This is a genomic window from Aeromonas sp. S9(2024) (genome assembly GCF_041403185.1).
Taxonomy (GTDB): Bacteria; Pseudomonadota; Gammaproteobacteria; order Enterobacterales; family Aeromonadaceae; genus Aeromonas; species Aeromonas enteropelogenes.
Map to the genome: position 1 here is coordinate 115,963 of NZ_JBGLRE010000013.1, position 26,556 is coordinate 142,518.

The window sequence follows — 26,556 nt, forward strand, 5'->3', positions numbered from 1 at the left end:
CTTATCGACATGATTTATAAGAAAAAAACAAACCAGAAAGGTGGCAATTGAGGCTTTTTTGATAATAAAAAAGATAAATTTGACATGTCACGAACAAGGTCGCAGGAAGGATAAAAGAGAGAAATTATCGATTTTTAAAGCAGATTACATGGAGAGGAGACCTGCCTCCCCTCCATTTCTCTGATCAAAACAGCCAGGACCAGGGGGACTTGGTGATGGCGGCACCGACCATATAACCAAATACCGCCAGGGCGGCGACACCGGCCACCAGCTTCTGGCCCTGCGCCGGTCGTTTGAGCGCCATGACACCGAGCCCGATGTAGACCACCAGCGCCACCAGCTTGGCCATCAGCCAGGGTTGCTGGCCCGGGCTCATCTGCAGGGCAACCGCCAGCAACACCCCGAACAGCAGCAGAAAGGTGTCGTTGATATGGGGCAGCACCTTGAGCCACTTCTGTTGCAGCCGCGCACTGCCCGCCAGGGCCAGGCCCCAGCGGTAGAGGAACAGCAGCAGGCTGACCAGCGCCAGCGTCATATGCAGGTGTTTGAGCATGGGGTAATAGGCAATCATCTTGCTTCCTTGTCGTCGTTGGGTAGCCCGCTGTTCCAGTTGTGGGCATGGATGCGCTCCTGCCCCTCCTCGTCGTCTTGTAACAGATCGGAGAGGATCTCCCGGTATTGCAGGCTCTTGTTGATATAGGTGTGTTCGTCGTCGAGATAGTTGACCTGTTCGCGCAGCAACCAGTTGTCATGCTGCTTGAAGGTCTGCCCCGCCCGCCAGGCCTGGTTGGCCCGAAAGCCGAGCTGGGTCAGGGCTTCCACCCCCAGATCCACCGCAGATCCCAGAGTCTCCCGATAGACGCTGTCGACCCCGTGACGCAGGATCTCGTGGGCATGGGGACGATCCTGGGCCCGGGCGAGGATCTTGAGGTGCGGGAAGTGTTTCCTGGCCATCTCGATCACCGCCAGCGAGGTGGCGGTATCGTTGATGGAGAGCACCAGCAGCTTCGCCTTGTGGGCGCCGGCGGCATGGAGCAGATCGATCCGGCTGGCGTCGCCATAGAAGACCTGATAGCCATATTTTCGCAGCATCTCGATCTGGCTGGCATCCTGCTCGAGGATGGTGGTGCCTATGCCGTGACCGTGCAGCAGGCGCCCCACTATCTGGCCGAAGCGACCGAAGCCCGCGATGATCACCGGGTGCTCCACCAGCTCGGGCTGCTCGTGTTGCGGCACATCCCCCTGGTTGCGATAGTCGAACCAGGGCTGGATCACCCGATCGTTGAGGATCAACAGCAGCGGAGTCAGTGCCATGGAGAGCGCCACCACCAGGGTCAGCAATGAGATGGTGTCACCGGGCAGTACCCTGTTCTGGGCCGCGAACGAAAACAGCACGAAGGCAAATTCCCCGCCCTGGGCCAGTGCCAGCGCGAAGGTCCAGCGCTGACCCGGCGAGATGCGGATGGCGAAGCCAAGGGCCATCAGCACCAGCCATTTGAGCACCATCAGCCCGATCACCAGGGTCGGGATCAGGAAGGGGTGTTCGGCAAACAGACCGAAGTCGATCCCCGCTCCCACCGACATGAAGAAGAGGCCAAGCAGCAAGCCTTTGAAGGGCTCAATATCCGCCTCCAGCTCGTGGCGATATTCGCTGTCCGCCAATACTACACCGGCGAGGAAGGAGCCCAGCGCAGGCGAAAGCCCCACCGACTCCATCAGCACGGCGATGGCGATCACCAGCAACAGGGCCGCGGCGACGAAGATCTCCCGCATATGGGACTGGGCGATAGCGCGAAACACCGGCCGCATCAGGTAATGGCCACCCAGCACTATGCCGGAGATAGCGGCCACCACCAGCAAGCCATGCTGCCAGCCAGCCAGTTCGGTGCCACCGTTGCTGGCTACGGGCGCGATGGCCAGCAGCGGCAAAATCGCCAGGATGGGAATGACGGCGATATCCTGGAACAGCAATACGGCAAAAGCGGAGCGGCCGCTCTCGCTCTGCATCAGTTTTCGCTCCTGCAGGCTCTGCAGCACGATGGCGGTGGAAGAGAGCGCCAGTATGAGACCAATAGCCAGCCCCTGCTGCAGCGGTAGACCGATGAGATAAGCCACGCCGGTCAGGGCGCCGGTGGTGAGCAGCACCTGCAGGCCACCGGTGCCGAGGATTGGCCCCTTCAGCTGCCACAAGAGGGCCGGGCGCAGCTCCAACCCGACCAGAAACAACATCAGCACGACGCCAAACTCGGCGAAGTGCATCACGTCTTTTTGCTCACCCACCAACCCCAGCAGGAAGGGGCCTATGATGATCCCCGCCAGCAGGTAGCCGAGCACGGACCCCAACCCCCAGCGCTTGGCCAGCGGCACGGCGATCACCGCCGCCGAGAGATAGATGAAGGCATCAAACAGCAAACCATGTCCCATCAGCGGCTCCTCCACGCGATGGCAGATCCCAGGGAGGGAATACCGGGGCAACGACCTGATCGAATTCGTGTCATGAGTGCTCCTCCAGCAGATCCCGCAGATAGGGCCGCCCGGCCAGCTGCTCCGGGGTCAGCTGCTCATCGCGCAGGGCGCACAAGAGCTGACGATAATCCTGGCCGCAGCGGCGCAACGCCTCCGGATCCCGGATCTTGTGAAAAGAGTGGAGTACGAAGGGGGGCAGCCAGTGCATGCCGCACAGGGTGGCGGTCTGCTGGAAGGGCAGCAGGAAATCGAGCAGAGGACGGCTGTTGTAGCCCTCGCTGCAGTAGGATTCGGGGGCACCGCCCGTGGTGATGGCGCTGAGCCACTGCTTGCCCTTGAGGGCGTGAGCCTCGGGGCCGTAGGCGTAGCCATACTCCAGCACCAGATCCATCCACTCCTTCATGATGGCCGGGCAGGAGTACCAGTAGAAGGGGTGCTGGAAGACGATGATGTCGTGCTCCGACAGCAGTGCCTGCTCCCGTTTCACATTGATGAACATGTCGGGATAGTGGTGATAGAGGTCGTGCAGGGTTACGCCTTCCAGACCGTCGATGGCCTGCAGCAACTGCTTGTTGGCCCTGGAACTCTGCAGGGCAGGATGTGAAAAAATGACCAGAATGCGTTTCATGACAAGCCCACCGGGAAAGAAGCCTCACTGCGCATGGCGCGATCGATAAAAAGGGGCGCGACGACAAGGTGCATCCTGAAGATGCATGGGAAAGCGACCTTATCAGGAAGCGCCATATCCTGCCAACTCGGGGATCAGTTCACGCATCGCCGGGTTCAGGGTCTGGTGGGCAGGATAACAGAGCCCGATCCGGCGAAACATCCGCGGCCCGTTGACCGGCAGGGTCTGCAACCCGGGTTCATCCTCCACCAGCCCATCGGGCAGAAAACTGATCCCCACCCCCGCCAGCACCAACGACATCACCAACCCCTTGCTCTCGGCCTTGGCCACCAGGTTGAGGGTGAGCCGGTCACAGGCCAGCAAGCCTATGGTCTGCTGATGAGCCTCGCAGGGGGGGCACTCAATAAAATCATGGTGTTGCAGCTCTGCCAGCTCGATGCGCGGACGGCTGGCCAGCGGGTGGCCGGTGGGTACGCACAGTACATAATCCTCTTCCCACAGCGGCAGGAAGATCTCGTCTTCCCGGCGCAGGGCATCTAGGGTCAGACGACAATCGGCGGGGCTATCCTGGTCGGAGAGGGTGAGAGCCAGCTCCGGCAAGACCCCCTGCACCCGCTGTAGCAGAGCCGCCACCCGACGTCGGCTCAGATCCGGCATGATGGCAATATTGAGTCTCGCCCGCGTCGCTTTCTGGCGAAACAGCTCGGGCAGGCGGCGCGCCTCCTCCACCAGCTTGACCGCGTGGGGATAGAGATAGTGGGCCGGCTCCTTCGCCTCCACCCCCTTCTTGCCCCGGATAAAGAGGCTGTCACCGAGCACCTCTTCCAGCTGGCGCAACCCCGCCGAGAGGGAGGGCTGGCTAACGTGGCAACGCTCCGCCGCCGCCGTGATGTTCTTCTCTTCATAGATGGCGATGAAGAAACGCAGCAATCTCAGATCCAGCATAAGCCCAACCATAGTTTTTTCAGATGATAACCAGCGGAAAACAATATTTATCACTGATGGATGCGGAGACTATAGTGACTCCACTGCGTGCTGGCCAGCCGTCTGTTTGCCCAAACCGACTATCGAATCAGAAGGAAACATCATGTCCAAGTCCCTCGTCGTGATCACCGGTGCCTCAGCCGGGATCGGTGCCGCCATTGCCCGCGCCTTCTCCGCCGCCGGCCACCCGCTACTGCTGCTGGCCCGCCGGGTCGAGCCCATGCAGGCCCTGGGCCTGCCCGATACGCTCTGCATCGGGGTCGACGTCACCGATACAAACGCCATGAAGGCGGCCATTCAGCAGGCCGAGGCGCAATTCGGTCCGGTCGGCTGCCTGGTCAACAATGCAGGTGTCATGTTGCTGGGTCAGGCCGACGTGCAGGATCCCGCCGAATGGCAGCAGATGCTCAACATCAACGTAATGGGTGTGCTGAACGGCATCCATGGGGTGCTGGCCGGGATGAAGGCTCGCCGCAGTGGCACCATCATCAACATCAGCTCCATCGCCGGTCGCAAGACCTTCCCGAACCATGCTGCCTACTGCGCCACCAAGTTCGCGGTTCACGCCCTGACCGAAAACATCCGGGAAGAGGTGGCCGACCTGGGGGTGCGGATGGTGACTATCGCCCCGGGAGCGGTGGAGACCGAGCTGCTCAGCCACACCACGGATGAGAGCATCAAGGCCGGTTACCACGACTGGAAAGAGCAGATGGGCGGCGTGATCGCACCCGAGGTGATCGCCGAGGCTGTGCTCTATGCCTGGAACCAGCCTGCCGACGTCTGCGTGCGTGAAATCGTGCTGGCGGCAACTCGTCAGCAACCTTAATCCAGCCTGACCGGAACAGCGGGGAGGGCTTGACCCTCCCCCCTGGCACAGGGTTACCATAACGCCCCAATTTCGTCAGAGTCGTTCCATGGTTCTCACTCGTCGCCAACTCGCTCATGCCCGTCGCTGGCTCCCCCTGTGGAGTCTGGTGCTGGTATTGATGTCGTTTGGCAGCCGGGCCGCGACCGACCTCTGTACCCTGAGCAGCCACTGCAGCCAGAGCGAGCGCACCCTGGAGAAAGCCATGCCGTGCGGCAGCTTTACTTCGGCGCTCTCCATGACGGTGCTCGGCAATGACAGCCTGACGGTGGCTATGCTGGAACCCGATACCCCGGATTTCCTCCCCCCCTCCCTGTTCATGCCGGACGCTCCGGCAGAACGGCTGGAGCGCCCTCCCCGCACCCGGACTTGAGTCAAAATCCCCCGCTTTTGGGCATGTTTTATTCAATCTGAGGTGAGTTATGTACAAATCCCTGCTGCTGGCCCTGCTGGCCGGCACCGTCAGCTTTTCCGCTCTCGCGGCCGAGAAGATGACCGTCTACAAATCCAAATATTGCGGCTGCTGCCAGGCCTGGAACAAGCACATGGAAGAGAATGGCTTCGAACTCGAGGTCATCGAAACCGAGCAGCTTGAACCGGTCAAACAGAAATACGGCATCGCACCGCAACTGGCCTCCTGCCACACCGGGGTGGTCAACGGCTATGTGATCGAGGGACACGTGCCCGCCGCCGATGTGAAGAAGCTGCTCAAAGAGAAGCCGGCGATCCGCGGCCTGACCATTCCGGGTATGCCACAGAGCGCACCCGGCATGGACATTCCGGGCCAACCCTACCAGGTGCTGAGCATCAGCAACGAGGGCACGACCAGAGTCTGGTCGAGCTATCCCGGCTGACGGATACTGGCCATGAACCGGCACTCCCCCATCATGTGAGGCACACCTGAGCGGACCCTTGTCGCTCATGGCCAGAGAAGAGGCCGCTATCGCGAGATAGCGGCCTTTTTTGATGGTTTTCCTGCGATAACAAGGGACTACTTGCAACCACCGGCGACAAGGGGCAGATTGTTGGCCAGTTCAAGGAGCCGATACGCCGGTTCACCAACCCTGTTAACGCGCAAAGGATGCGACATGTTCCCCTTTTCTCGAGGGATACTGCTGCTAGCCTGTCTGACAGCCGTTCCCTGTTCCTATGCCAACCAAGAGTCTGCCATGCCGAGAAGCGAAATCCCTGTCCAACCCCCCGTTGCCGCCAAACACCCGCATACGCTGAAGAAACACGGGGATATCCGGGTCGACAACTACTACTGGCTGCGCGATGACGATCGTCAGGATCCCGAGGTGCTGGCCTACCTCAAGGCCGAAAATGCCTACACCGAGGCCATGCTCAAGCCGACCAAGGCGCTGCGTGAAACCCTCTACAAGGAGATGGTGGCCCGTATTCCCCAGCAGGACGAATCCGTCCCCTACGTGAAGAACGGCTACCGCTACCAGACCCGTTACGAGCCGGGCAAGGAGTACGGCATCTATTCGCGCACCAAGCTGGGAGAGCAGGAGTCCAAGCTGCTGCTCGACAGCAACCAGCGGGCCGAAGGGCATGAATTCTACGCCCTTGGTGCGCTGGAAGTGAGCCGCAACAACCGCTGGCTGGCGGTGGCGGAGGATTACCTCTCCCGCCGCCAGTACCGGATCCAGTTCCTCGATCTGGAGAGCGGCAAGTGGGCCGCGGATACCCTGGAGAACACCTCGGGCAACCTGGTGTGGGCCAACGACAGCAAAACGGTGTTCTACGTGCGCAAGCACCCCAAGACATTGCTGCCCTATCAGGTCTATCGCCACACCCTGGGCACGGATCCGGCCAGGGATCAGCTGGTCTATGAGGAGAAGGACGACACCTTCTACGTCAGCCTCTACGCCACTACCTCGGAAGACTTCATCGTCATCAATCTCTCCAGCACCACCACCGGCGAGGCGCGCCTCATCGATGCCAACGTGCCGGAGCAGGCACCCCGTCTGTTCCTGCCGCGCAAGGTAGATCACGAATACACCCTGGATCACTACCGTGGCCGCTTCTATGTGCGCTCCAACAAGGACGGCAAGAACTTCGGCCTGTACGAGACCAAAGAAAGCCCGGTCGATCGCTGGAAGCCGGTGATCACCCCCAATCCCGACGTGCTGCTGGAGAGCTACGCCCTGTTCCGGGACTGGCTGGTGGTGGAAGAGCGCAACCAGGGGCTGACCCGGCTGCGCCAGATCAACTGGCAGAGCGGCGAGCAGAAAGAGATCGCTTTCGACGACCCCGCCTATGTCACCTGGCTCGCCTACAATCCGGAGCCGGAAACCAGTGCACTGCGCTATGGCTACTCCTCCATGACCACGCCCTCATCCACCTATGAGCTCGACATGGCCAGCGGCAAGCGCACCCTGCTCAAGCAGCAACCGGTGGCGGGCTTCAAGGCGGAGCTGTACGCCAGCGAGCGACTCTGGGTGACCGCCCGGGACGGCGTGGCCGTGCCGGTCTCGCTGGTCTATCGCAAGGACAAGTTCAAGAAAAACGGCCACAACCCACTGCTGGTCTATGGCTACGGCTCCTATGGCGCCAGCATGGATCCCGATTTCAGCAGCTCCCTCCTGAGCCTGCTGGATCGGGGCTTCATCTACGCCATCGCCCACATCCGTGGCGGTGAGGAGCTGGGCCGCCACTGGTACGAAGATGGCAAGCTGTTGAAAAAACAGAATACCTTCAACGACTTCATCGACGTCACCGAGTCACTGGTGGCACAGGGCTATGGCGCCAAAGATCAGGTCTATGCCATGGGCGGCAGCGCCGGCGGCCTGCTGATGGGGGCAGTGATCAATCAGGCGCCCCAGCTCTATCGCGGCGTAGTGGCCCAGGTGCCGTTCGTCGACGTGGTCACCACCATGCTGGACGAGTCCATCCCCCTCACCACTGGCGAGTACGACGAGTGGGGCAACCCGAACCAGAAGCGCTACTACGACTACATGAAGTCCTACAGCCCCTACGATCAGGTCAAGGCCCAGACCTACCCCAATCTGCTGGTCACCACCGGGCTGCATGACTCCCAGGTGCAGTATTGGGAGCCTGCCAAGTGGGTGGCCAAGCTGCGGGAGCTGAAGACGGATGATAACAAGTTGTTGCTGAATACCGACATGGATGCCGGCCACGGTGGCAAGTCCGGCCGCTTCAAGGCCTATGAGGATATCGCCCTGGAGTACGCCTTTATTCTGGATCTGGCCAACCCGGCCCCCTGAGTCCATTGCACGGTAGCCCTTGCCACGCAAGGGCTACAAAAGAATCCAGACTCTCTTTTTCTCTCTTCCATTTCGCGTCGACTCCCCTTAATCTGCAACAGGGAAATGAATGATCGCGGTCATGTTTCTCGAGATTTAACTCCGTTAGTTTGCCATTTAGTTTGATTTATGTTGGCAAAATGTGCTTAATCGGAGTGCTTACAACTTTTTATCCGGCCTGCTATTGGCCAAACACCCCCGGTGGCAGGACGCCACAACAGTCACCGCAGGACGCGATGACCGCAGGCAAGGGCACCCAGGATCCCGCCCTTGTCATGCAGCACACATGAAACAATGGCAAACCCGGCGCAGAACGGGCTTACCATCAATTTACCCGCGGATCGGGTAAACCAAATCCAAGAAAAAGGGAGAAAAAATGAAAGGATTATCCTTGGCGTGCGCACTGTCGGCTGCTCTGGTCGGCGTATCATTTGGTGGTCCGGTACAGGCGCAGGAGCGCTTCGTGACCATCGGCACCGGCGGTCAAACCGGCGTCTATTATGTGGCAGGTCAGTCTATCTGCCGCTTCCTCAATCGTGGTTCCACCGAGCATGAGATCAAGTGCAACGCCCCGGCCAGCGGCGGCGGTGTTGCCAACGTCAACGGCATTCGCAGTGGCGAATTCAACTTCGGCATCATGCAGTCCGACCACCAGTACAAGGCGATGAAGGGGCTGCCCCCGTTCCAGGCCGAAGGTGCCATGGACGACATCCGTGCCGTCTTCTCTTTGCAAAGTGAAGTGTTCACCATCCTGGCCCGCAAAGATGCCAAGATCGCCGGCTTTGATGATCTGAAGGGCAAGCGCGTCAACATCGGCAACCCTGGCTCCGGCCAACGTGACACCATGGAAGAGATCATGGCGGTCAAGGGCTGGAAGAAGAGCGACTTCGGTCTGGTCTCCGAGCTGAAACCGGCCGAGCAGGCTTCCGCACTGGGTGACAACAACATCGACGCCATGAGCTACTTCGTCGGTCACCCGAACGGCGCCATCCAGGAAGCCTCCACTACCACGGATGCGGTACTGGTACCGGTCACCGGCGCTGACATCGACAAGCTGCTGGCCGAGAAGAGCTACTACACCAAGGCCGAGATCCCGGGTGGCCTCTACAAGGGCAGCGACAAGCCGACCCCGTCCATCGGTGGCAAGGCGGTGCTCTCCACCAGCGCCAAAACCGATCCGGAAGTGGTCTACCAGCTGGTCAAATCCGTGTTTGACAACCTGGACCGCTTCAAGCGCCTGCACCCGGCCTTCGCCGACCTGAAGGAAGCCGACATGATCAAGGTGGGGCTCTCCGCTCCGCTGCATGAAGGCGCTGCTCGCTACTACAAAGAGCGCGGCTGGCTCTGATTGAAGGCCCCAGGGCCTTTGTCACTCCTTCGACACCCGTTGGCTGCGCGGTTTGCGGCGGCGGGTGTCGTTTTTGTTGTACTCGATGGCACAAGTTGACCCTATGCAAGACAAACAACTCTCTACCGAGGAACTGATCGCCCAGGATGTAGGCGCCCGCCTGCCGCTGGGAGCCATGGGCTGGCTCATTACCGCCCTGGCACTGGCCTGGTCCCTGTTCCAGCTCTGGATCGCCTCGCCGCTCCCCTTCATTTTCGGGGTTGGCGTACTCAATGACACCGAAACGCGCGCCATTCATCTCACCTTCGCCCTGTTGCTGGCCTATCTGGTGTTTCCCGCGTTTCGCTCCTCCCCGCGGGATCGAGTCCCCCTCAGCGATATCGCGCTGGGGCTGATCGCCGCCGGTGCCGCATCCTATCTGTTCGTGATGTACGAGGCGCTGGCCCAGCGCCCCGGCAACCTGACCACCTCGGATCTGGTCACCGCCTGCATCGGCATTCCCCTGCTGCTGGAAGCGGCACGCCGCGCCCTCGGCCCGGCCCTGGCGGTGATCGCCATCGTCTTCCTGGTCTACAGCCTGGCCGGCCCCTGGATGCCGGGGCTGCTGGCACACCGCGGGGTCAGCTTTACCGCGCTGGCCAATCACCAGTGGATCACCACCGAAGGGGTGTTCGGCATCGCCCTCGGGGTCTCCACCAGCTTCGTGTTCCTGTTCGTGCTGTTTGGCGCCCTGCTCGAGCGGGCCGGCGCCGGTCACTACTTCATCCAGCTCGCCTTCAGCCTGCTCGGCCACCTGCGTGGCGGCCCGGCCAAGGCGGCGGTGGTCGCCTCCGGCCTCACGGGTCTCATCTCCGGATCCTCCATCGCCAACGTGGTCACCACGGGCACCTTCACCATCCCCATGATGAAGAAGGTGGGTTTCAGCTCCGAGAAAGCCGGGGCGGTGGAAGTGGCCTCCTCGGTCAACGGCCAGATCATGCCGCCCGTAATGGGCGCTGCGGCCTTCCTGATGGTGGAGTACGTCGGCATTCCCTACGTGGATATCATCAAGCACGCCTTTCTGCCGGCGGCCATCTCCTACATCGCCCTGCTCTACATCGTCCATCTGGAAGCGCTCAAGCTCGGCATGCAGCCCATCGGTGGCCATCAGCCCAAGCCCTGGCTGCGTCGCCTGACCGGCTTTGCCTTCGGCGCCGCCCTCATCAGCGGGCTGTCGATGGCGGTCTACTACGGTCTGGGCTGGCTCAAGCCGGCGCTGGGCGACTATGCCCTGCCGGGGATCTCCCTGCTGCTGGCCGCCACCTATGTGGGCCTGCTGAAGATCGCCGCCAGCAATGAACCGCTGGCAGCCGAAGATCCCGACAAGCCGCTCACCGAGCTGCCCGACACCCGCACCGTGCTGCTCTCCGGCCTACACTTCCTGCTGCCGGTGGTGGTACTGGTATGGTGTCTGATGATCGAGCGCCTCTCCCCCGGCCTGTCCGCCTTCTGGGGCACCGTCATGCTGGTCATCATCCTGCTGACCCAGCGTCCGCTGCTCAACTGGCTGCGCACCGACGGCAAACATGACTACGGCACCGTACGGGACGGCGTCATCGACCTGCGCGAAGGTCTGGTGGCCGGAGCCCGCAACATGATCGGCATCGGTATCGCCACTGCCACTGCCGGCATTATTGTCGGTGCGGTTTCCCAGACCGGGGTTGGCCTGGTGCTGGCCGATCTGGTGGAGATGCTCTCCATGGGCAATCTGCTGCTGATGTTGCTGCTGACCGCCCTGCTGAGCCTGATCCTCGGTATGGGGCTGCCCACCACCGCCAACTACATAGTGGTATCCAGCCTGCTGGCGCCCGTGGTGGTCACCCTGGGTCAGCAGAATGGCCTCATTGTGCCGCTCATCGCCGTGCACCTGTTCGTGTTCTATTTCGGCATCATGGCGGACGTGACCCCGCCGGTGGGGCTGGCTTCGTTCGCCGCGGCCGCCGTCTCCAAGGGTGATCCCATCAAGACAGGTATCACGGCGTTCTACTACAGCCTGCGTACCGCAGCACTGCCGTTCCTGTTCATCTTCAACACGGATCTGCTGCTGATCGACGTGGACTTTGCCCACGGGGTGATGATCTTCATCGTGGCCACCATCGCCATGCTGATCTTCGCCGCCGCGACCCAGGGCTACTTCCTGGTGAAGAGCCGCTGGTACGAGAGCGTGTTGCTGCTGCTGGTCGCCTTTACCCTGTTCCGCCCCGGCTTCTGGATGGACATGGTGCACGATCCCTATCGCGAGACGCCGCCCGCCCAGCTGGCCCAAACCATGGGTGAACTGGAGGTGGAGAGCACCTTGCGGCTGCGGATCCAAGGGGAAGATGCGGTGGGCAAGCCCCGCAAGTTCACCCTGCTGGTTGCCGTGCCCGATGGTGCGAACGGTGAAGAGCGTCTGGCCAATCTTGGCCTGAGCCTCTATGAACAGGATGGCAAAACCCTGATCGACAACGTGGCCTTCGGCAGCCCTGCCGCCGGCATGGGGCTGGAATTTGACCAGGAGATCCTCGCCGTCAAGGCTCCGACCGATCGCTGGCGCAAGGAGCTGATGTGGCTCCCGGGTTTCTTGCTGTTCGGGGTCATCGTCTGGCTGCAACGCCGACGCCTGGCACCACAGCCTGCTTGATTCCAGACAGGGCCGCGTGATGTGGCCCTGTTTTTTTGTCCGGCATAGACCATGACGGCGAAGGCGGCCCAAAAGGAAAAACGGCCCCAAAAAAAGTGGGGTGACATTTCCATGTCACCCCCTCGCAAATAGCATGTTCCATATTGGAGTCCGGCCACGCCGGATGCCTTACCCCACTTCCCCAGAGTCCGCTACCCATCCGAAGTCAGTGTCGATTGCAGCGATGCAGTCGACCGGTCACCCTTTGTTGCCTTCATCCACACGGCAGACGGGCCGCCGTGTTTGTCCTTGCAAATGAAATATTACGCAGACAAATAAAATAAAAAAACGTTTTTATGCCCTGCAGTTCCCGTGTTGATACAAAAAACCGCCTTCACATTAACAATAATTCATTTAAAAACAGCAAGATAAGGAAATGAATAGCTATTCACCCGCACGGAGGATAAGCAAAGGCGTACAAGGCTTTGCGAGATCTCGCACAAAAAACACCCGCCTCACAGCCAGCGCTTCAGGGGCAACCAGTCACTGAGTCGGGCCACCAGTCGCCGGGGCCAGCCATCGATTTTGCGGGGTGCGCTACTGGCCTGCTCCTGCCAATGCATCAGCCACGACCTCAGCTGCTCGCACAGGGTCGGGCAACGCAGGTGCAGCATCAGCTCGGTGTTGAGAAACAGCGAGCGGGGATCGAGGTTAAGGCTGCCAAACAGGGCCCGCTCCCGCCCCAGCAGGATCAGCTTGGCATGCAGGCTGTGGCTGTCATCGCCAAACTCGTGCACCTGGATCCCCTGACGCAACAGCCAGCCGCGATAGCGTCGGTAGGCGCCATAGACCAGAGGCACATCCGTGCTGGCCAGGGAGTTGGTGAGGATATCGATGGTCACGCCCCGCTGACGCAACTGCAACAGGCGGCGGCGAAAGCCACGGGTCAGGATGAGGTAAGGGGTCACCAACGACAATGAGTGCGGATTGTCTGCCAGTCGCTGCCACAGCTGGCGGGCCGTGGCGGGTCGCGAGATCAATCCTTTGCCGGGCCGGTCGAACCACACCTCCGCCACACCGTCGTGCCACTGCAGCGCCAGGGGTTCATCGACAAACAGGTTGGCCGGCAATGAATAGACGGCGGCAACGGCCGGATCCGTCATGGTGAGCAGGAAGTCATTGACCACCCGGGCCTCGGCGGGCAGCGGGGAGCGTCGCAACAGGTGGCGAATGGGATGGCTCCAGCGGCTGTGCCAGAACTGGGCAAATCCCTGCGCCATCTCCTGACACAATGCTCCCCGGCAGGCGAGATCCAGATCAACGAAGGGGGGCTGATCGTCGAGATGGAAGTAGCGATCACCTATGTTGCGACCGCCGATCAGCGCCAGCCTGCCATCCACCAGCAGCAGCTTGTTGTGCATGCGGTGATTGATGCGGCGAAAGCTGAATAGCCCCTCCAGCAGCAGCGCCAGGGGTCGCCAGCCCCGCAACCAGAAGGGGTTGAACAGGCGCACCTCGATCCCCGGCTCGTGGGCCACCATCTCCAGAAAGCGGTTGTCGCCGGCATAGAGATCATCCACCAGCAGCTCGACCCTGACCCCGCGCCTGGCGGCATGGAGCAGTTCGCTGAGCAGCAACTTGCCGCTGCTGTCCTCTTCCCAGCTGTAGTACTGGGCCTGGATCCGCTCGCGGGCAGTGCGGATCCACTGGCAGCGCACCTTGAGTGCCAGCAGGGGATCCGCGATCAGGGCGAAGGATCCCGGGATCATGCTGTCATCCTGTTGTCATCGGGGAGTGTCATAACGCTGGCAAGCCTCTCTGAATAGCAAGCAAGGAGCTGCTGATGGAACTGCACGATACCCCGATGGTGCGCTATCTCGACCCGTCAGGCCAGCCAGATGTCGTTCCGACCACCGACCCCGTGCACTGGTTTTTGCAGCACAGGGATGGCGGCTGGCAACTTCCGGTGACCCTGCCGGCCCAATCCGGCCAGGAATTCAGGGCTGCACCGCCTCGATTGCGGCAGCCTTGCCTTCAATCTGGAGCAGGCTAAAACGGTAGGCGACATAGTACTTGTAGATGGTCCCCACATAGTTGATCGGCCCCTGCCCCACCTCGTTGGCCACCAGCTGATCCACGTTGCCAAACCAGACATCGGGATCCAGCCCCAGTGAGCGGGCCTTGTTGCGCAATGCCTGCACCCGGTTGGGCCCTGCATTGTAGGCGGCCAGGGCAAACAGGTGACGATTGAGCCGATCCAGACCGGGATCGTTGAAATAGGTGTCGAGGATCAACCGCATATAACGGCAGGCGGCCTCCACGTTGCCCTCCAGACTCGCCAGCCTGGCCCCCGTGATCCCCACTTCCCGCCCGGTGGCAGGCAGCAGCTGCATGATGCCGACCGCCCCTTTTGGAGAGCGCACGTTGGGATTGAGACCGGACTCCTTGTACCCCAGCGCCGCCAGCATCAACCAGTCGATGTCATATTTTTCCGCATATTTTTCAAGCACCTTACGGATCTTTGCCAGTCGCCCCAAGGGATCCGGTGCCAATATGTTGCTCATCCGCTCGCTGTGGGCCAGCAAGCGCCGCAGGGTCAGATCGCTGAACAGGCTGTGCTGGCTGACGCTGGCCAGATAACCGTTGACCGCCTTGAGCAGCTCGGGGCTGTTTTTGCGCAGCGCCCAGGCACTGGTGCCATTGCTGCGCAGGGGCACCAGCTTGTGCGCCTTGAGGCCATCGATCATCCCGAGCCAGATCCGCCCCTTGTAGCTGTCAGTCACCGTGAGGGGGATAATCCCGGCCGCCACCATCTCCAGCAGATCGCCATCCTGCAGATATTCGGGCACCGTCTCTATGTAGACGGGGGGCAGTCCCAGTTCGCGAAATAGCCAGTTGAGCTGGCGCAGGCTCTCGTAGTAACTGGAGCTGGCCCGCACCCAGACCCGTCGGCCGGAGAGCTGGGTGATTCGGTTGAAGGAGGGCAGGCTATTTTGGCTCACCACCCACTCCTCAATGGAAGAGATGAGCGGCCTGGAGAAGCTGACCTGCTCCCTTCGGGTCGGGGTGACCGTCATGGTGGCCGCCACCAGATCGCCACGCCCCTCCGTCAAATAATCCAGCAGCTTGTCCTGCCTGACCGGGATGTAAACCACCTTGAGCTTGACCTTCTCCTTGGCGAGATAGGTCTTGTTCAGCCAGCGCTCGAACCCTTGCAGCTGGTTGACCAGGATGCCGTATTGGGCCCCCTTGTCGAGGAAGTAGAAGCCGCGCTCATAGACCACCAGGGCCCTGAGTTCACGCTTTTGCAGGATACTGTCGAGGTCCCCGGGCTGGGGAAGACGCTGCGGCTTGAGATCGGCCGCCAGCAGAGGAAGACACCAGAGAGCCAGCAGGCCCCAGATCCATTGCCGCATGTGTTCGCCTTTTGTTGGCCACTCGCGCCGGTCAATACCGACGGTGGAATAGACTAACTATAGAACTCGACCCACGGCAGAAGGGTCAACGCGGCAGGCGTACCTGCCGCATCATTACAGTGCTCAGATGGCGCGAGCCCGCATCTCGAAAATCAGTTTTTCGGCGGTGCAGGTGAACTGCAGGCGGGCTTTCAGGATCACACCATCGGCGCCCTGGGTCAGCTCGCTGCTCACCTTGGCCTCGTCGGTGACCTGCTTGGCCAGCGCTTCATAGGCAGCCAGTTTGGCGCGGGCAGCGCCCTCTTCAGCGGCCTCGATCACCAGATCCATCACGTCATCACCTTCGCCGATAATGGTGCCGATCTCGGCAAAGCAACCACAGCTGTCGCAGGTTTCGTTCAATTCAACTTTATCGTCTACAGACATACTTCCACTCCTACTCATTTCGGATGATTTGCATCGTCACGCAAGGCTTTACGAAAATCCCTGATGGCGGTACCCAGATCCTCGCCGGCGCTGGCCAGGCGTTTGCTGCCAAACACCAGCACGACCACCAGCAAGAGGATCAACAAATGCCAGATATGAATTCCACCGAGTCCCATAGGGAAACCTCTCATCCAGAGATATCTGCTAGTTGTATCAAATTAACGCGCAAGGATTGTTGGGTAAAATCAAGACGGGTGCAAGTTGGCAAATAAATCGCCCAAAAAATATGGCGGCCCGGGGCCGCCATATTGCTTGTGCTACTTTGTCCCCTCAACCGCTACATCCTGTACCAGCGACCCTGGCGGGCCCGAGACCTCTAGAGGATAAGATCGCCAAGATATGAATACTAATGGTATAAATTCATCCTTGTATTGAACAGGATTCATATCATGCTACTGGAACAACTGGCCCGCATTGACCTCAATCTGCTCATCATCCTGCAGGTGCTGCTGGAAGAGCGCAACGGCAGCAAGGCGGCCCGTCGCCTTCACCTGAGCCAGTCTGCCGTCAGCAAGGCCCTGGGACGGCTACGCGAAACTTTCGACGACCCGCTCTTCATCCGTTCCGCCTACGGACTGGAACCCACCGCCCGTGCCCAGACACTGCAACAGCAGCTGCAACCCATACTGCTGTCGCTGGACAACCTGATCCAGCCCCCCGCGTTCGACCCCGCCAGTTCGGAGCGGGAGTTCGTCATCGCCAGCATGGACAGCGCCTTCACTCTATTCGCCCCGCTCTATCTGAGCGAACTGAAGCGCCAGGCGCCGCGGATCCGCCTGCGCTATGAAGAGTGGACCGAGAACAGCCTGACCGAGATGAGCCAGGGGCAGGTGGATATCGCCTTCACGGTGCGGGAGAACTGCATCAACTCGGATTACCGGCTCGATACCCTGCCAAGCAGCATCTGCCAGCGGCTGCTGGCCATCGACGGGCTGACCTGCCTGGTGCAAAAGCATCACCCCGCGTTGCGGGAACCAGGCTGGGATCTGGACCACTATCTGCGCTACCCCCATGTACAGACCTACTGCGAGGGACGGGATCGCTGGATGCTGGACTACAAGCTGGCGGAACAGGATCTCTACCGGCGGATCGAGGCAACCGTCCCTTCGTTCGAGGCGGCGCTACGGATGGGGATGCACTCCGACATGATAGTGACGCTCTCAAGTCTCTATGCCCGCCATGCGACCCAGGTCTATCCCCTGATGCAGCTCCCCCTGCCCATCGAGCTGGACAGCATCTCCCACCTGTTGATCTGGCATCAGCGCCATGACGAGGATCCGGGCCACCGCTGGTTGCGCGAGACCCTGCTGACCCAGATCATGAGCCAGCTTGAGCCTCACGCCCATGTCGACGATCAGGACTGGGCCGTCACCTGCAGGTAGTGGTGCACACCATCGAGCAGCATCTGCACCGAGATCATCACCAGCAGCATGCCCATCAGCCGCTCCACCGCAGTGAGTCCACGCTCACCCAGCAGCTTGTTGAACACCTCGTAGAACATCAGGATCACTGCGCTGGCTCCCCAGGCCATGAAGAGGGCCAGCGACCAGTCGACCATCCGGGTCGGCTCCTGGTTGGCGAGCAACAGCAGGGAGGCGAGGATGGAGGGGCCGGCGATCATCGGGATCGCCATCGGCACCAGGAAGGGTTCTTCACCCGCAGCAAGTCCGGTCACACCGCCCTCTCCCGGGAAGATCATCTTGATGGCAATGAGGAAGAGGATGATACCGCCGGCGATGCTCACCGCCTCCTGACGCAGGTTGAGGAAGCTCAGGATCTGCTGGCCGACGAACAGGAACAGCATCATGATCGCCAGGGAGAAGAGCAGCTCGCGGATCATCACCTTGCGTCGCCGCTTGGGATCGATGTGACGCAGAATGGAGAGAAAGACCGGCAGGTTGCCCAGCGGGTCCATGATCAGAAACAGCATGACTGCGGCAGAGAAGGTATCCATACAACGCCCTGGCTACGCCTTGAATAGCAAAAAGAGAAGGGGCGAAATATAGCAAAATGGGAGGTATTCAGCGAGCGCCATGATGCGCTCGCAGAGGGTCAACCGTGGTTGCAGATCTTGTCGGCGTGGGTCTGGAAACCGTCGGCGGACTCGATGAACTTGCCGCGGGCAGCCAGGAAGTCGATCAGGGCCTCGGCATCCATCTCGCTGGCGCTGCAGGTATGAAAACGCGCCTGTTCGCCAAAACGCTCGGCCATCGCCTGCTTGAGGCTGGCACGGGTAAACTGTCCGCCCAGCTCCAGCATCATCTCCATTACTTCGTGACCGTGTACCGATTGCGACATTTTTCACCTCATTAATGAACATATTTAATGCTTATTAAATCCTGTCAGGGCGCCGGGGATCTTGATATAGACCAATAAATCACGCATTACCCGGTCAAGAGACTGGTCGTGGCGACTCCTTTGTCGATAATGTGGCAACCCGCATCGGGGATCGCTACACTGGCGCCCCTTTTGCCATTGCAGACAAATTAATAAGGATATTGGCGTCATGCTGTTCCATGGAGAGGCTTTCAAGCCCTGGCAGATCTGGACCCGCCGCCCACTCTGGCTCAAGACCCTGATCGGTATGCTGTTGGGGGTCACCCTCGGCGTTGGCTTCAAAGAGCAGGCCCTGCTGCTCAAGCCCATCGGCGTGCTGTTCGTCAACACCATCCAGATGCTGATGGTGCCCCTCATCTTCTGCTCTGTCATCGCCGGCCTCACCGCCCTGCTCAAGGGCAAGAAACTGGATGCCATCAGCAGCAAGGCCATCGGCCTCTATCTGGGCTCCACTGCCATCGCCATCTGCATCGGCCTGATGATGGGCTGGCTGCTGGAACCCGGCATGGGTGCCGACATGGGCCCTTATGAACGGGTCGGGATGGTGCAGCAACCGACCTTGGGCACAGTGCTCAGCCAGCTGGTCCCCAGCAATCCCATCCAGGCCATGGTTGATGGCAAGATCCTGCAGGTGCTTGTCTTCGCCCTGGCCCTCGCCGTGGCACTCAACGCCAGCGGCCGCCGCGGTCGTCCCGCCATCCGCTTCTTTACTTCGTTGTCGGAGGGGATGTTCAAGCTGACCCAGATGGTGATGGCACTGGCGCCCTACGGCGTCTGTGCCCTGATGGCCTGGATGATCGGCAAATATGGCATCGACCTGCTGTTGCCGCTGTTCAAGGTGATCGGAGCCGTCTACCTCGGCTGCCTGCTGCATGTGCTGGGAGTTTACAGCGCCCTGCTGCTCCTGCTGGCGCGCCTCAATCCGCTGCACTACTTCAAGAGCATCGTCGATGCCCAGGCCGTGGCCTTCACCAGCAGCTCCAGCTCAAGCACCCTGCCCATCAGCCTGGCCTGTGCCGAGAAACGGCTGGGAGTCTCTTCCGCCATCACCGCCAAAGTGCTGCCCATCGGTGCCACCATCAACATGGATGGTACGGCTCTCTATCAGGGCGTCACCGCCCTGTTCGTGGCCCAGGCCTTTGGTGTCGATCTGCATGTGGTGGATTACCTGACCATCATCAGCATCGCGACCCTGGCCAGCATCGGCACCGCCGGCACCCCGGGCACCGGTCTGATGCTGCTGACCCTGACCCTGACTGCCGTCGGCCTGCCGCTGGAGGGAGTGGCGCTCATCGCAGGGATCGACAGGATCCTCGACATGGCGCGCACCGCCGTCAACGTCTCGGGGGATATACTGGTTTCAGTGCTGATTGCGCGCAGCGAGAACGAACTGGATATGGCGACCTATCATGACGAACACGCAGGGGAAGATATCGACTTCCCTCTGCGCTAGCCCGTTCAACCCTCATGGGGATCGTGATGACAACGCCAGCAGACATCGAAGTTAGCGCCGTTTTCCTCCCCGCATTGGCCACAGAGCCAGCCGTTGCCCTGACGCTGTTGGTAACGCTCGATGACTCTGCCGGCCTTGCTGCGATCCTCGGCTCGCACCATCAGGGTGACCTGAAGCAGATCGACTGGCAGCTCGCCCAATGCGCCTGACAGCCCCTCGCCACTGAGGCGCACCATGACCCCCTCCACTTCCAGCGCCCCCTTGAGCGCGTGGGCTTCAAGAGAGTGGGAGGCGCGATAGAGGTTGATCCAGTTTTCCATAGGTCCCCCTTACAGCAGCTTGTCGATGCCGAACTCGACACCGTTCTCCACCATGAAATCGATAAACGCCCGCAACTTGCGCGGCATCAGGCGCCGCTCCGGAAACAACAGATAGATGGGTACTCTCGGCTGTTGCCACTCAGGCAGCAGGGAGACCAGTTCACCGCGTTCCAGCTCCTCCAGACAGAGCATAGCGGGTAACGAAGCGACCCCCAGTCCCGCCTTTGCGGCCTCCCTGGCGCAGGTAATATTATTAACCCGAAAACGGGATGGGGGGTCAACCAGAACCTCTCTGCCATCCTGTTCAAAACACCAGTGGGACGCCAGAAAACCGCTGCTGACCGCCACCCGCTCATGGCGGAGCAAGTCCTCCGGCCGGGCGATCGCCGGACTGCGAGCCAGATAGTCCGGACTGGCACAGAGCAGCCGCTCGGTACTCCAGAGCCGACGCGCCGCCAGGTTGGAATTGCTCATGTCCCCCACCCGCACCACGGCGTCGAGTCCCTCACTGATGGGGTCCAGGATCCGGTTGGTCAGCTCCAGCTCCACCTGCATGGCGGGATAGCGCTGCAGAAATTTGGCGACCATGCGACCGACTACCAGTTGCCCGGTCTCGATAGGCACGGCCAGCTTGAGGGTGCCGGTCACCTCCTGCTGGCGGGCGCTCAGCATCAGCTCGGCCTCCGTCAGGGTATCCACCGCCTTGCTGCAGCGCTGGTAATATTGCTCTCCCTCTTCCGTCAGAGTGAGCTGGCGAGTGGAGCGATAGAGCAGGCGCACACCGAGCCGACGCTCCAGCTCGGCAATGCGTCGGCTTACCATCGCCTTGGTCATCCCCAGCTCCTGGGCGGCGGCGGTAAAAGATCCCTTGTCGACGATACGAACCAGGATTAATGCGGCATTGAGATCCATTGTTTCACCAATGAGACAGTTATTCTCATAACCTGATACTAATCGAAACAGTTGGCCGGTGTTAGCCTGCGTCTCTTAAGTTCAGGAATCCCCCCGATGAGTCAACACAAGAAAATTCCCCTGCTGGCCGCCATGGTGCTGGCCCTGCTTGGCCTGCTGTTTGCCGGTTACTGGTATCTTCATGGCCGCTATTTCGAAAGCACCGACAACGCCTATTTGCAAAGTGAAGTGACCGGGATCAGCTCCAAGCTGTCCGGTTATATCAGCGAGGTGCTGGTGACCGATAACCAGTCGGTCAAGGCGGGTCAGCTGATCGCCCGCCTCGATGATCGCGAGTTCCAAAGCCAGGTAGCAGAGGCACAGGCCGATCTTCACCTTATTCAGGCCACTATCGAGAACCTGGCCGCGACCCGTGTCCAGCAGTTGAGCCTGATCCAGCAGGCCGAAGCCAGGGTCGCCTCCGCCGAAGCCGAGCAACTGCGTGCCCGGCAGCAGGTGCAGCGAATAGGCCAGCTCAACCAGCGCCACTACAGCTCGCAAGATAGTCTGGACGAAGTGCGCGCCAGCCTGCAGGTCACGCAGGCACAGATGCAGGAAGCCAAGGCCGCCCTGCAGGCGGCTCGGGAGCGGCTGCTGGTGCTGGATGCTGAAGCCAAACAGAATCAGGCCAAGCTGGCCCTGAGCGAAGCCAAGCTGGCACAAGCCAGGCTGGAGCTTGGCTACACCGAACTGCGTGCCCCTGCCGACGGCATCATCGGCAAACGCAGCCTGCGGGAAGGGCTCTATGTCCAGTCCGGCATGCAGGTAGCCAGCCTGGTGCCGCTGCAGCAAGTGTGGGTCGAGGCCAACTTCAAGGAGACCCAGCTCGCTCACATGCAACCCGGACAAAAAGTGGAAGTGATCCTGGATGCCTATCCGGATCAGCCAATCGAGGGGATCATCGACAGCCTGGCCCCCGCTACCGGCGCCAAGTTCGCCCTGCTGCCGCCGGAAAACGCCACCGGCAACTTCACCAAAATCGTGCAACGGGTGCCGGTCAAGATCCGCATCCCCGAGCCGGGCCCCTTAGCAGGCAAGCTGCGCCCGGGCCTCTCCACCGAGGTCATAGTGGATACCCGTACTCCCGAGCCTCTGGTTGCGGCCAACTGATGGAACCCATTCCACGCCGCAACTGGATCGCGGTCATGGGGGGCCTTATCGGTGCCTTCATGGCCATCCTCGACATCCAGATCACCAATGCCTCTTTGAAAGACATTCAGGGGGCCCTGTCGGCGACCCTGAGCGAGAGCTCCTGGATCTCCACCTCCTATCTGGTGGCGGAGATGATTGCCATCCCGCTGAGCGGCTGGCTGAGCCGAGGCCTGAGCGTGCGGCGCTACCTGCTGTGGACCACGGGGGCCTTCATCGTCGCCTCCGTGCTCTGCTCGTTCAGCTGGAACCTCACCAGCATGATCGTCTTCCGTGCGCTGCAGGGCTTCACCGGAGGGGCGCTGATCCCCATGGCCTTCTCGCTCATCGTGACCCTGCTGCCCCTGCAGAAGAGAGCCACCGGCATGGCGCTGTTCGGCCTGTGCGCCACCTTCGCCCCCGCCATCGGCCCGACCCTGGGTGGCTGGCTGACGGAACAGATGTCCTGGCACTACATCTTCTACCTCAACGTGCCGCCCGGACTGCTGGTGCTGGCCATGCTGGCTCACGGACTGGACAAGCAGCCGGTGGACTGGGGGGTGATCAAGCGAGTGGATCTCGTCGGCATCGTCACCATGGCGGTGGGGCTGGGTCTGCTGGAAGTGGTGCTGGAAGAGGGCAACAGGGAGGACTGGTTCGGTTCCAGCTTCATCGTGCGGCTCACCGTCATCTCTGTGGTCGCTCTGGTGTTCTTCGTCATCAGTCAACTACTCAGACGCCATCCACTGGTCAACCTGCGGCTGCTGCACAACCCGCGTTTCGCCCTGGCCTGCTTTGCCTATCTGGTGCTTGGCATGGCACTGATGGGCTCCATCTATGTGCTGCCGCTCTACATGACCCAGATCCACAACTACAACGCGCTGGAGATAGGGGAAGTGTTGATGTGGATGGGCCTGCCACAACTGCTGGTGCTGCCGCTGGTGCCCAGGCTGACCCACAAGATAGACCCGCGCTATCTGGTGAGTTTTGGCTTTCTGGTGTTCGCCGTCAGTTGTTTTATGAACGTCAACATGAGCGCCGACTATGCCGGCCCCCAGCTAATCCAGTCGCTCATCGTACGGGCGCTGGGCCAGCCCTTCATCATGGTGCCGCTCTCGCTGGTGGCGACCGCCAGCCTGACCCATGATGAAATCCCCTCCTCTTCTACCCTGCTCAACGTATTGCGCAACCTGGGGGGCGCCTTCGGCATCGCTATCATAGCGACCATGATCGACAACGATACCCGAACCCATGTCAGCCAGATCAGCAGCACCCTGGCCGCCAGTAGCATAGAGGGACAGAACTATCTGCTGCAGCTGACCCAGAGCATGATGGCACAAGGTTCTGGCCCGGAGCTGGCCAGGCAACAAGCCCAGACCATGCTGTCGAATACCATCAGCCGCGAGGCGGCCATCATGGCCTACAACCAGGTGTTCTATGTGATGGGCATCTTCCTGTTGATCGCCAGCGCCCTGATGTTGCTGCTCAAGCAGCCAGCCCCCAGGGCAGCTGATGCCGAACCGATAGAAGCATGATGCACTAATCAGAAACGGGCCCAAGGGCCCGTTTTGTGTTAGCGGTAATACTCAACCCGCCAGCGACCCGGCTATCAGGAATTGCGCCGCAAAATAGCTGCTCATGATCCAGGCCCGAGCCTGGGGAAAGGGGCGACGAAAGCGATCGAGTGCCAGCATAGTATCTGAGAAGAGGAACATCAGTGCCCCTACCAGAGCTGCGGCACTGCCTGCGGTCAGAGAAGCATGCCAGGCACCGGCTGCCACCCAGGCCATGCAGATGATCACCAACATGTAGCAGAAGACAGGGATCCGCATCTCCCCCAGCTTGCTCCACAAGACGCCAAATACCATGCCGGCGACCAGCAACAGCAAAAGCCCATCCACCAGATTGAGCAACAAGGGACCCTGGGCAAAACCGACGATGTAACAGAGATGCGCGACAAGAAATGCCGCCAACCCGGCGATAAAACGGTCTGCCGGCAGCATCAGCAACACGTCACCCGCCAGCGAGAGACAGAGCCCAAGCAGGATCCAGGCGTGGGATCCATCGTGATCATAACCCTGGTAACCGAATGCCAGCGCGATGATAAACAGCATGGTCAGCGGCTTGCTGAGATAAAACTGGCGATAATCAGCCCCATAGGCGGCGCGGATATGCCACCAACCGGATGCGATGATCAAGAAACTCAATAACATGCCCTGCCCCTTACCTGATGCTCGCTGCCATACGGAAACCATTCTATCTCATTGAGTAGATTAACAAATAGTCGTCCGCTGTGGCAGGGGGTTATCAAACGAGCGGACTAAGCCTAAAGTCTAATTGCAGCCCCGAGTCACTCAGGGCATAAGAGACGGGTTCGGAGGATCACCATGGAAGAAGCTATGAAAAACTATCTGCCTGCGATCGATATCATGATGTGCCATTTGGGGATCAGTTTTGAGCAGGCTTGTGAACAACTGGGCCTCAGCCAGCTGGAACAACAGACCCTAAGCGCACTGCAAGAGCAGGATATGCCGGAATAATCCACCTTCAGGCAAGGTAAACGGCACATATCACGTAAAGAGAAAGCCGCCGAACTGGTGGCTTTCTCTTTTACTGATTGCCTCTTGCAACCAAGCCCTTCCAGAACGGACATATCAGGCTCAAGGGCAAGTTTCGCCAGAAAATGCCGCACCGAATCCCTCATCGCGGGGACCATGACTCATACTCCCCGACGCCAACAAGAGGACACGCTCGCTGGCAAAAAAATAGGATACAAACCTGATCCTGAGGCGCCTTCGGGTTATCATCTGGCCTCGACAAGCTGAAGGTGACAGATTTCGTGGGTATTCGCGCTCAACAAAAAGAAAAGACCCGGCGTACATTGATCGATGCTGCATTCAGCCAACTGTGCGCCAACCGTAGTTTCTCCAATCTCAGCCTGCGGGAGGTCGCCCGAGAGGCCGGCATAGCCCCGACCTCCTTTTATCGCCACTTCCGCGATATGGAGGAGCTGGGATTGACCCTGGTGGACGAAGGCGGCCTGACTCTGCGTCAGCTGATGCGCCAGGCCCGTCAACGCATTGCCGGTGGCGGCAGCGTCATCAGCACCTCGGTGCAGACCTTTATGGAGTTCGTCGAGAACAACCCCAACATTTTCCGGCTACTGTTGCGGGAACGCTCAGGCACCTCGGCCGCATTCCGCCAAGCCGTGGCACGCGAGATCCAGCACTTCATTGCCGAGCTGACCGACTACCTTGAGGCCACCACTCAGGCCCCGCGAGAAGACGCCTATATTCAGGCCGAAGCCATGGTCACCATCGTATTCAGCGCCGGGGCAGATGCCCTCGACATGACCAGCGAGGAGTGCCGTGCGCTCTCCGAGCGTACGATTCGCCAGCTGCGAATGATCGCCATGGGTGCCGAGGTTCAAAACCAGAAACGCCATGCCCCTCACTCATAACCATTGGATGGAGAACGATATGCATGAACAGCTAATGATCCCGAAAAAGCCTCTCATACTGGCACTGCTAACTGGCATCTGCGGAGATGCATCGCTGGCTGTGCTGACCAACTCGCAAGTTCCCTTCTCCCTCTATCCTCTCATCGCCTTCTTCCTGGCGGCTTACCAACTGTTCCTGCACTATCGGCAGGAACCCATGGTGGGCAATACCCCGATATGCACCCTGCTTTGCTTCTTTATCGGTGTATTTGGTCATGCCGCACTGCTCAAGGTGCAATACCCGGAAATGGGCAGTAATTTCTTTTCTCTGATCATGATGTTGCTGCTATTGGCCGCCCTTTCCATCAAGCTGGGCCTGAGCTTTGGCAAGAAAGAGAAAGCCTGATAGAACATCTGCATTACCTTGGTGAATGAATATAACAAGCCTTCCATCGGGAAGGCTTTTTTTACAGCTGCAGAGGAGATAGGGAAAAGTCGATGTTTCCCTGAGGCCAGGCAGCGGCAAGCAACTCTCTGACTGGACAGACACCGTCCGGCTCAAGCATAAGAGACTGCAAGCTGGGAGGGTGTTGCCAGTGGCAAGTCGCAGCCCTGCTGTTTTCTCTTCTGTCTTTATTCCCGTTCGCAAATGCCAGAAAACAAAAAGCCTTCCCTATCGGGAAGGCCTTAAAAACGAAAAAAAAGCCCAGTCTGTCGACTGGGCTTCTTGTTAGTGGCGGAGCGGACGGGACTCGAACCCGCGACCCCCGGCGTGACAGGCCGGTATTCTAACCGACTGAACTACCGCTCCGCATTCGGTTAGCT

At 60.1% G+C, this 26,556-nt stretch carries 26 protein-coding genes and 1 tRNA gene; 13 read left to right on the forward strand and 14 right to left on the reverse strand.

The genetic code is table 11. The features are described 5' to 3' along the window. Positions 1-184 precede the first annotated feature (184 nt). The 4 genes from ACB028_RS18375 to ACB028_RS18390 all read right to left on the reverse strand — a co-directional run bounded on the left by ACB028_RS18375 (position 185) and on the right by ACB028_RS18390 (position 4,039). On the reverse strand, positions 185-571 hold the full coding sequence (locus tag ACB028_RS18375) for a SirB2 family protein (RefSeq protein WP_042028995.1): 387 nt from the start codon (positions 569-571) through the stop codon (positions 185-187). Next, positions 568-2,424 (reverse strand): monovalent cation:proton antiporter-2 (CPA2) family protein, encoded by a 1,857-nt coding sequence (locus ACB028_RS18380; protein WP_124239670.1) that lies wholly within the window; start codon positions 2,422-2,424, stop codon positions 568-570. Before ACB028_RS18380 ends, ACB028_RS18375 begins: the two co-directional genes overlap by 4 nt. Positions 2,425-2,494: 70 nt before the next feature. Next, entirely contained in the window at positions 2,495-3,094 is a 600-nt protein-coding gene (locus tag ACB028_RS18385) for an NAD(P)H-dependent oxidoreductase (protein ID WP_371144903.1), read from the reverse strand. A 102-nt stretch (positions 3,095-3,196) separates the two neighbouring features. Continuing rightward, positions 3,197-4,039 carry a LysR family transcriptional regulator gene (locus ACB028_RS18390; RefSeq protein ID WP_371144904.1) on the reverse strand — a complete coding sequence of 281 codons (843 nt, stop codon included), beginning with the start codon at positions 4,037-4,039 and terminating at the stop codon, positions 3,197-3,199. A gap of 142 nt (positions 4,040-4,181) precedes the next feature. Here ACB028_RS18390 and ACB028_RS18395 point away from each other — a divergent pair, with 142 nt between their 5' ends. From ACB028_RS18395 to ACB028_RS18420, 6 genes are all read left to right on the forward strand, one after another. Next, entirely contained in the window at positions 4,182-4,904 is a 723-nt protein-coding gene (locus ACB028_RS18395; protein WP_354688812.1) for an SDR family oxidoreductase, read from the forward strand. An 88-nt stretch (positions 4,905-4,992) separates the two neighbouring features. Next, positions 4,993-5,316, forward strand: coding sequence for a hypothetical protein (locus tag ACB028_RS18400; RefSeq protein ID WP_042028987.1), 324 nt, complete (start codon positions 4,993-4,995; stop codon positions 5,314-5,316). Between the two features lie 49 nt (positions 5,317-5,365). Continuing rightward, complete coding sequence (locus tag ACB028_RS18405) at positions 5,366-5,797, forward strand: DUF411 domain-containing protein (RefSeq protein WP_042028986.1); 432 nt, start codon at positions 5,366-5,368, stop codon at positions 5,795-5,797. A 234-nt stretch (positions 5,798-6,031) separates the two neighbouring features. Then, complete coding sequence (locus ACB028_RS18410; RefSeq protein WP_371144905.1) at positions 6,032-8,173, forward strand: S9 family peptidase; 2,142 nt, start codon at positions 6,032-6,034, stop codon at positions 8,171-8,173. 415 nt (positions 8,174-8,588) lie between these two features. Then, positions 8,589-9,560 (forward strand): TAXI family TRAP transporter solute-binding subunit, encoded by a 972-nt coding sequence (locus ACB028_RS18415; RefSeq protein ID WP_026457441.1) that lies wholly within the window; start codon positions 8,589-8,591, stop codon positions 9,558-9,560. 103 nt (positions 9,561-9,663) lie between these two features. Further along, positions 9,664-12,222, forward strand: coding sequence for a TRAP transporter permease (locus ACB028_RS18420; protein ID WP_371144906.1), 2,559 nt, complete (start codon positions 9,664-9,666; stop codon positions 12,220-12,222). Between the two features lie 494 nt (positions 12,223-12,716). Here ACB028_RS18420 and ACB028_RS18425 read toward each other — a convergent pair whose 3' ends face one another. The 4 genes from ACB028_RS18425 to tatA form a co-directional block, all read right to left on the reverse strand. Further along, on the reverse strand, positions 12,717-13,970 hold the full coding sequence (locus tag ACB028_RS18425; protein ID WP_371144907.1) for a phosphatidylserine/phosphatidylglycerophosphate/cardiolipin synthase family protein: 1,254 nt from the start codon (positions 13,968-13,970) through the stop codon (positions 12,717-12,719). 228 nt (positions 13,971-14,198) lie between these two features. Further along, positions 14,199-15,617 (reverse strand): lytic transglycosylase F, encoded by a 1,419-nt coding sequence (locus ACB028_RS18430; protein ID WP_042028979.1) that lies wholly within the window; start codon positions 15,615-15,617, stop codon positions 14,199-14,201. A 123-nt stretch (positions 15,618-15,740) separates the two neighbouring features. Beyond that, the gene (locus ACB028_RS18435) at positions 15,741-16,043 is read right to left on the reverse strand and encodes a YfcZ/YiiS family protein (RefSeq protein WP_223379738.1); all 303 of its coding nucleotides are present in this window, start codon (positions 16,041-16,043) and stop codon (positions 15,741-15,743) included. Positions 16,044-16,057: 14 nt separating this feature from the next. Continuing rightward, complete coding sequence (gene tatA, locus ACB028_RS18440) at positions 16,058-16,219, reverse strand: twin-arginine translocase TatA/TatE family subunit (RefSeq protein WP_026455979.1); 162 nt, start codon at positions 16,217-16,219, stop codon at positions 16,058-16,060. A 273-nt stretch (positions 16,220-16,492) separates the two neighbouring features. Between tatA and ACB028_RS18445 the strand changes: the two genes are divergently transcribed. Continuing rightward, a complete protein-coding gene (locus ACB028_RS18445) occupies positions 16,493-17,485 on the forward strand; it encodes a LysR substrate-binding domain-containing protein (protein WP_042070252.1) in 993 nt (330 codons plus the stop codon). Here ACB028_RS18445 and ACB028_RS18450 read toward each other — a convergent pair. Next, on the reverse strand, positions 17,458-18,057 hold the full coding sequence (locus ACB028_RS18450) for a YhgN family NAAT transporter (protein WP_026455977.1): 600 nt from the start codon (positions 18,055-18,057) through the stop codon (positions 17,458-17,460). The genes ACB028_RS18445 and ACB028_RS18450 overlap by 28 nt on opposite strands. Before the next feature lie 98 nt (positions 18,058-18,155). Then, on the reverse strand, positions 18,156-18,401 hold the full coding sequence (locus ACB028_RS18455) for a YecH family metal-binding protein (protein ID WP_042070251.1): 246 nt from the start codon (positions 18,399-18,401) through the stop codon (positions 18,156-18,158). 208 nt (positions 18,402-18,609) lie between these two features. On the opposite strand from ACB028_RS18455, the gene ACB028_RS18460 reads away from it, so the two are divergent. Continuing rightward, complete coding sequence (locus ACB028_RS18460) at positions 18,610-19,893, forward strand: dicarboxylate/amino acid:cation symporter (RefSeq protein ID WP_026455975.1); 1,284 nt, start codon at positions 18,610-18,612, stop codon at positions 19,891-19,893. 5 nt (positions 19,894-19,898) lie between these two features. Here ACB028_RS18460 and ACB028_RS18465 read toward each other — a convergent pair whose 3' ends face one another. Next, positions 19,899-20,213: a DUF2007 domain-containing protein gene (locus ACB028_RS18465; RefSeq protein ID WP_201983002.1), complete on the reverse strand. Its 315-nt coding sequence runs from the start codon at positions 20,211-20,213 to the stop codon at positions 19,899-19,901. Between the two features lie 9 nt (positions 20,214-20,222). After that, positions 20,223-21,125 (reverse strand): LysR substrate-binding domain-containing protein, encoded by a 903-nt coding sequence (locus ACB028_RS18470; protein WP_371144908.1) that lies wholly within the window; start codon positions 21,123-21,125, stop codon positions 20,223-20,225. Positions 21,126-21,221: 96 nt separating this feature from the next. On the opposite strand from ACB028_RS18470, the gene ACB028_RS18475 reads away from it, so the two are divergent. Both ACB028_RS18475 and ACB028_RS18480 read left to right on the forward strand, forming a co-directional pair. Continuing rightward, positions 21,222-22,274, forward strand: a complete 1,053-nt coding sequence (locus ACB028_RS18475) for an HlyD family secretion protein (protein WP_201983006.1) — start codon at positions 21,222-21,224, stop codon at positions 22,272-22,274. Next, positions 22,274-23,827: a DHA2 family efflux MFS transporter permease subunit gene (locus ACB028_RS18480; protein ID WP_371144909.1), complete on the forward strand. Its 1,554-nt coding sequence runs from the start codon at positions 22,274-22,276 to the stop codon at positions 23,825-23,827. Before ACB028_RS18475 ends, ACB028_RS18480 begins: the two co-directional genes overlap by 1 nt. Before the next feature lie 51 nt (positions 23,828-23,878). Here ACB028_RS18480 and ACB028_RS18485 read toward each other — a convergent pair whose 3' ends face one another. Continuing rightward, the gene (locus ACB028_RS18485; RefSeq protein WP_026455970.1) at positions 23,879-24,505 is read right to left on the reverse strand and encodes a lysoplasmalogenase; all 627 of its coding nucleotides are present in this window, start codon (positions 24,503-24,505) and stop codon (positions 23,879-23,881) included. Between the two features lie 186 nt (positions 24,506-24,691). Between ACB028_RS18485 and ACB028_RS18490 the strand changes: the two genes are divergently transcribed. From ACB028_RS18490 to ACB028_RS18500, 3 genes are all read left to right on the forward strand, one after another. After that, positions 24,692-24,832, forward strand: coding sequence for a hypothetical protein (locus ACB028_RS18490; protein ID WP_167335320.1), 141 nt, complete (start codon positions 24,692-24,694; stop codon positions 24,830-24,832). A gap of 299 nt (positions 24,833-25,131) precedes the next feature. Further along, a complete protein-coding gene (gene fabR, locus ACB028_RS18495; protein ID WP_026455969.1) occupies positions 25,132-25,752 on the forward strand; it encodes an HTH-type transcriptional repressor FabR in 621 nt (206 codons plus the stop codon). Between the two features lie 19 nt (positions 25,753-25,771). Then, the gene (locus ACB028_RS18500; protein ID WP_026455968.1) at positions 25,772-26,137 is read left to right on the forward strand and encodes a YijD family membrane protein; all 366 of its coding nucleotides are present in this window, start codon (positions 25,772-25,774) and stop codon (positions 26,135-26,137) included. A 328-nt stretch (positions 26,138-26,465) separates the two neighbouring features. Here the strand turns inward: ACB028_RS18500 and ACB028_RS18505 are convergent. After that, a tRNA-Asp gene (locus ACB028_RS18505) sits at positions 26,466-26,542 on the reverse strand. Positions 26,543-26,556 lie beyond the last annotated feature (14 nt).

Coding starts and splice junctions, on each gene's coding strand:
- ACB028_RS18375 (WP_042028995.1), bottom strand. CDS start 571: ATGATTGCCTATTACCCCATGCTCAAACACCTGCATATGACGCTGGCG.
- ACB028_RS18380 (WP_124239670.1), bottom strand. CDS start 2,424: ATGGGACATGGTTTGCTGTTTGATGCCTTCATCTATCTCTCGGCGGCG.
- ACB028_RS18385 (WP_371144903.1), bottom strand. CDS start 3,094: ATGAAACGCATTCTGGTCATTTTTTCACATCCTGCCCTGCAGAGTTCC.
- ACB028_RS18390 (WP_371144904.1), bottom strand. CDS start 4,039: ATGCTGGATCTGAGATTGCTGCGTTTCTTCATCGCCATCTATGAAGAG.
- ACB028_RS18395 (WP_354688812.1), top strand. CDS start 4,182: ATGTCCAAGTCCCTCGTCGTGATCACCGGTGCCTCAGCCGGGATCGGT.
- ACB028_RS18400 (WP_042028987.1), top strand. CDS start 4,993: ATGGTTCTCACTCGTCGCCAACTCGCTCATGCCCGTCGCTGGCTCCCC.
- ACB028_RS18405 (WP_042028986.1), top strand. CDS start 5,366: ATGTACAAATCCCTGCTGCTGGCCCTGCTGGCCGGCACCGTCAGCTTT.
- ACB028_RS18410 (WP_371144905.1), top strand. CDS start 6,032: ATGTTCCCCTTTTCTCGAGGGATACTGCTGCTAGCCTGTCTGACAGCC.
- ACB028_RS18415 (WP_026457441.1), top strand. CDS start 8,589: ATGAAAGGATTATCCTTGGCGTGCGCACTGTCGGCTGCTCTGGTCGGC.
- ACB028_RS18420 (WP_371144906.1), top strand. CDS start 9,664: ATGCAAGACAAACAACTCTCTACCGAGGAACTGATCGCCCAGGATGTA.
- ACB028_RS18425 (WP_371144907.1), bottom strand. CDS start 13,970: ATGATCCCGGGATCCTTCGCCCTGATCGCGGATCCCCTGCTGGCACTC.
- ACB028_RS18430 (WP_042028979.1), bottom strand. CDS start 15,617: ATGCGGCAATGGATCTGGGGCCTGCTGGCTCTCTGGTGTCTTCCTCTG.
- ACB028_RS18435 (WP_223379738.1), bottom strand. CDS start 16,043: ATGTCTGTAGACGATAAAGTTGAATTGAACGAAACCTGCGACAGCTGT.
- tatA (WP_026455979.1), bottom strand. CDS start 16,219: ATGGGACTCGGTGGAATTCATATCTGGCATTTGTTGATCCTCTTGCTG.
- ACB028_RS18445 (WP_042070252.1), top strand. CDS start 16,493: ATGCTACTGGAACAACTGGCCCGCATTGACCTCAATCTGCTCATCATC.
- ACB028_RS18450 (WP_026455977.1), bottom strand. CDS start 18,057: ATGGATACCTTCTCTGCCGCAGTCATGCTGTTTCTGATCATGGACCCG.
- ACB028_RS18455 (WP_042070251.1), bottom strand. CDS start 18,401: ATGTCGCAATCGGTACACGGTCACGAAGTAATGGAGATGATGCTGGAG.
- ACB028_RS18460 (WP_026455975.1), top strand. CDS start 18,610: ATGCTGTTCCATGGAGAGGCTTTCAAGCCCTGGCAGATCTGGACCCGC.
- ACB028_RS18465 (WP_201983002.1), bottom strand. CDS start 20,213: ATGGAAAACTGGATCAACCTCTATCGCGCCTCCCACTCTCTTGAAGCC.
- ACB028_RS18470 (WP_371144908.1), bottom strand. CDS start 21,125: ATGGATCTCAATGCCGCATTAATCCTGGTTCGTATCGTCGACAAGGGA.
- ACB028_RS18475 (WP_201983006.1), top strand. CDS start 21,222: ATGAGTCAACACAAGAAAATTCCCCTGCTGGCCGCCATGGTGCTGGCC.
- ACB028_RS18480 (WP_371144909.1), top strand. CDS start 22,274: ATGGAACCCATTCCACGCCGCAACTGGATCGCGGTCATGGGGGGCCTT.
- ACB028_RS18485 (WP_026455970.1), bottom strand. CDS start 24,505: ATGTTATTGAGTTTCTTGATCATCGCATCCGGTTGGTGGCATATCCGC.
- ACB028_RS18490 (WP_167335320.1), top strand. CDS start 24,692: ATGAAAAACTATCTGCCTGCGATCGATATCATGATGTGCCATTTGGGG.
- ACB028_RS18500 (WP_026455968.1), top strand. CDS start 25,772: ATGCATGAACAGCTAATGATCCCGAAAAAGCCTCTCATACTGGCACTG.